The following is a 4267-nucleotide window of genomic DNA, read 5'->3' on the forward strand; positions in this document are numbered from 1 at the left end:
AGGAATTTATGAAATCTAAATCTAAGATGAGCTATAACTTGTCGGTAATTTTACTAATTCCACTTGGTATAGCTATCAATTTTGTTGGTGCAAATTTGAATGCAGCATTAAAATTGCCGGTTTATTTGGATGTTATAGGAACTGTGTTCACAGGTGTGTTGTGCGGTCCATGGATTGGTTTTCTTACAGGTGTTGTTACAAATATCGTGACATCTGTTACAAATCCAACGCAACTTCCATACATGGTTGTAAGTGGTGCGATTGGTTTGATTGCAGGGATTTGCGGCAAGAAGGGGATGTTTAAGACTCCAGCAAAGACATTTGTAGTAGGAATTATTATTTGGCTTGTGTCGATGATTACGTCTGCGCCAATTACTGTTTTGGTTTTCGGTGGCGTTACTGGAGCGAGTGGTTCAAGTGCAATCACGACATTTTTGGTTGCAACAGGAAAAGGATTATGGGAATCTGTTATTGGTTCGACTGTTCTTACAGAAACTTTGGACAAATTCTTGACTTCTTTTGCAGTGTATTTTCTAATCAAATCCATTCCAAACAGAAACTTGTTGAGATATCCTAACGGACTAGAATACATAAAAGAAAAGAAGAACAAATACGTGAGAGGTGCAAAATGATATCTAAAATTTTCCCAACAACAAAACTTTTTATGGTCATTGTTACAGTTATTATTTCGTTGGTTTTGCCATGGCAATTTGCGTATCTTTTCGTACTTCCATTAAGTTTGATATTGGCTTTAGTGGACAATAAATTCAAACAATACGTAAAAAAATTGTGGATAGTTTTGTTATTAGTTTTATTAATAATGTTTTTGTTCCAATTATTCTTGGACAAATCAACAGAACATGTGTATTTGAATTTAGGATTTATGAGAGTGACACTTAACGGAATATTGAATGGTTTGGAACAAACAAAGTTCATTCTTACACTTATAACTTTGTTTTTGTTGTTCTTCGAAACAACTGATATTGAAGATTTGATGATAGCTCTTCAACAAAAAAGAGTAAGTCACGTTACAAGTTACGTTATCATGGCGACAATGACTATGATTCCGGAAATGATTAAGAAAAGTTCCAAAATTATCAAAGCCCAAGAAGCACGTGGAATTGAAACTACAGGCTCCATTAAAAACAGAGCGAAGGCGTTCTTCCCGTCACTTGGACCTTTGATTATATCTTCACTTTCAGAAATCGACGAAAAGACAATTACACTAGAAACGCGTGGATTTGCATCTGAAAATGAAAAAACATGCCTCAAGGAAATCAAGAAAACAACTACGGACAGAATAATTTTTTATGTTTTCATTGCTTTGGTTGTGTTGGCATTGGTGTGGAGGTTTAAATAATGATAGAACTTAAAAATGTTTCGTTCAAATATGAACTTCAAGAAGAAAAAACGATAAAAAACTTGGATTTGTACGTTAAGCAAGGAGAATTTGTGGGAATTATTGGCAAAAATGGTTCCGGCAAGACGACTTTGTGCAATATTATAAGAGGAATAATTCCAGATTTCGTTCAAGGAGAAATCACAGGAGACATCATCATTGACAATAAAAACATCGACGATATCGAACGTGGAGAAATGGCAGAATTAGTTGGATTTGTATTCCAAAATCCATTCAGCCAAATCTCTGGAATCAAGAAAACTGTATTCGAAGAAATAGCATACGGACTTGAAAACTTGGGAGTTCCAAGAGAAGAAATCAGACAAAGAGTATCTGATGTAATTAAATTACTTAAAATAGAAGATTTGCAAGACAAAAATCCGAACGAATTATCAGGTGGACAATCACAAAGAGTTGCGATAGCTTCGATTATCGTTATGAATCCAAAAGTATTGATATTTGATGAGCCAACAAGTCAGCTCGACCCACTTGGAACGGAAGAAATCTTCGATATTTTGAAACTTTTGAAATCACAAAACAAAACTATAATATTGGTTGAACACAAAATTGATTTAATAGCAGAGTACGCCGATAGAGTTGTGGTGATGGACGATGGAGAAATCATCTTTAACGATGAAACTCACGAAGTTTTATCGAACGACAAAATCGAAGAGCACAATGTATCTATGCCGATTGTTTCAAAACTTGCCTACAAGATGAATGCAGAAAAGCCAAGATTTTTCAAAAATATTCCTATAACTTTGGATGAATGCAAGAAAGAATTGGAGGAAAATTAATGAGCAAATTAGAATTTAAAAATGTAAGCTTTACTTATCCTAACGGATTCAAAGCGATTAATGATTTGAATTTGGTCGTGAATTCTTCAGAAAAAGTTGCAATCGTAGGACAAAATGGAGCCGGTAAATCAACTTGTGCAAAATTAATGAACGGATTATTGAGACCAAGCTCTGGGGAGATTTTGCTAGACGGGAAAAACACGAAAGACATGACAACAGCGAAAATCTCCAGAAAAGTTGGCTACGTCTTCCAAAATCCTAATGATCAAATCTTCAATTCAACAGTTTACGATGAAGTTGCATTTTCACTAAGAGCATTGAAAGTTGACGAAGATGAAATGGACAGGCATGTCAGACAAGCGTGTGAAATCTGCGAACTTTCAGAATATTTGGACGATCATCCATACGATTTGCCATTTAGTACGAGAAAATTTATCACGATAGCAATTACAATTGCAAATGACTGCGACATTTTCATATTTGACGAACCAACAGCAGGACAAGACGCATATTCTATGAGTTGCTTGAAAAGAGTCATCGACCATTTGCACGAATTGAACAAAACAATCATTACTATAAGTCACGATATGGAATTTGTCGTTGAAAACTTCGACAGAGTTGTCGTAATGTCCAACAAAGAAATCATCAAAGATGCTGATAAGAAGGAAGTTTTCGATGAAGATGAAATTCTACAAAAAGCATATATTCAACCACCAGTCATCAAAAGACTTTGTAACTCAATTAATTTGGATGAAAAATTATTGTCAGTGGATGATTTTGTAGATTACATCAAAAATTTTGGAGGTGCGAATGATTAATTGTATATTGGATTTTGATCCGGGAGTTGATGATGCAGCTGCGTTGTTTGCAATTAAAAATGCGAAAAATTTAAAGCTGTTGGCGCTTTCATCAGTAAATGGCAACGTATCAATTGACCACACAACAAGAAATATGCAATGCTTGGCAAAACTTTTGGACATAGATGTTCCTATGGGAAAAGGACAGGAAGTACCACTTGTAAGAGAGCCTTTCTTTGCGACAGTTCACGGGGATGATGGGATTGCAGGATTCAGGTCAATGATCGAATCAAATGATGTGGCAGAACTTACAAGCGAAAATTCCGTTACAATGATGCACGAAATTATCCAAAACTCAACTGAAAAAATCACGCTAATTGCAGTTGGACCACTTACAAACATTGCACTACTGCTAAGAACTTTTCCAGAAGACAAGGAAAAAATCGAGCAAATCAGCATAATGGGTGGCTCCATTACAAGAGGAAATGTAACAAGTCTCAGCGAATTTAATTTCTTCGTCGATCCAGAAGCAGCAAAAATCGTATTTGAAAGCGGCGTGAAACTCATCATGGCGGGACTCAACGTAACACAAAAAGCTAGTATTCCTGATGAACAAATTCAATTTTTGGATACAATCGAAACAAAAAGAGCCAAATTTGCACACAGAATTTTGAAATATTACGCATCAAACGACGCAGGAATTCACGATCCTTGCTCTGTAATCGTTCTGGATAATCCAGAAGTCTTCGAAACAGAAGACATGTACATCAAAATTGATGTGCAAAACGATGAAACAAGAGGAATGAGCTACAGAGATTTGATCAAAGAAGAAAATGGCGAATTCAACTGCAAAGTAATCACTAAAATAAACATCGATAAATTTAGAGAAATTTTGATGCAAGCTCTTACAGAATAAAATTTACTCCGAGAATTATCTCGGAGTTTTTTGTATATGAAATGATGTTTTTTAAAATTACAAAATCAGTAACTAGTGTAGAAATCACTAATAATACTTTCAAGTTTTTAATAACTGATTTTGATTTTACAAAAAATTGCAATCAAAAAAGCACCTCTAACATGAACTGCCCCCAAAAAGTTGGACCCAAAACCAACTTAGATGAGGTCAGTTTTTTCATGACAAAATATAGTACAAAATTTAAGATGAAAATAGTACGAGAATACTTAAATAAAGAAGACCAGCTATCAAATGTCAAGAGAAAATAAAAAATAATTTATCTTGAAATTTATGGCACGTTAAATAAGCCTAAAAATTA

5 protein-coding genes are annotated in these 4267 nt (G+C 34.7%); all 5 read left to right on the plus strand.

What is annotated here, in order from left to right; translation table 11 throughout:
• On the plus strand, positions 1-632 hold a 632-nt coding region (locus KHW44_RS06850), incomplete at its 5' end, for an ECF transporter S component (protein WP_304067619.1).
• A complete protein-coding gene (locus KHW44_RS06855; protein WP_304067622.1) occupies positions 629-1360 on the plus strand; it encodes an energy-coupling factor transporter transmembrane component T in 732 nt (243 codons plus the stop codon). The genes KHW44_RS06850 and KHW44_RS06855, both read left to right, overlap by 4 nt.
• Positions 1360-2196: an ABC transporter ATP-binding protein gene (locus KHW44_RS06860; protein WP_304067624.1), complete on the plus strand. Its 837-nt coding sequence runs from the start codon at positions 1360-1362 to the stop codon at positions 2194-2196. The genes KHW44_RS06855 and KHW44_RS06860 overlap by 1 nt, the downstream gene beginning before the upstream one ends.
• Positions 2196-3014 (plus strand): ABC transporter ATP-binding protein, encoded by an 819-nt coding sequence (locus tag KHW44_RS06865; RefSeq protein ID WP_304067627.1) that lies wholly within the window; start codon positions 2196-2198, stop codon positions 3012-3014. The genes KHW44_RS06860 and KHW44_RS06865 overlap by 1 nt, the downstream gene beginning before the upstream one ends.
• Positions 3007-3909, plus strand: coding sequence for a nucleoside hydrolase (locus KHW44_RS06870; protein WP_304067630.1), 903 nt, complete (start codon positions 3007-3009; stop codon positions 3907-3909). The genes KHW44_RS06865 and KHW44_RS06870 overlap by 8 nt, the downstream gene beginning before the upstream one ends.
• Positions 3910-4267: the final 358 nt, after the last annotated feature.

It is taken from the genome of Finegoldia magna (assembly GCF_018371055.1).
GTDB lineage: Bacteria > Bacillota > Clostridia > Tissierellales > Peptoniphilaceae > Finegoldia > Finegoldia magna_I.

Excerpts from the sequence above, each read along its gene's own strand:
- KHW44_RS06855 (WP_304067622.1), top strand. The coding sequence starts at position 629 with ATGATATCTAAAATTTTCCCAACAACAAAACTTTTTATGGTCATTGTT.
- KHW44_RS06860 (WP_304067624.1), top strand. The coding sequence starts at position 1,360 with ATGATAGAACTTAAAAATGTTTCGTTCAAATATGAACTTCAAGAAGAA.
- KHW44_RS06865 (WP_304067627.1), top strand. The coding sequence starts at position 2,196 with ATGAGCAAATTAGAATTTAAAAATGTAAGCTTTACTTATCCTAACGGA.
- KHW44_RS06870 (WP_304067630.1), top strand. The coding sequence starts at position 3,007 with ATGATTAATTGTATATTGGATTTTGATCCGGGAGTTGATGATGCAGCT.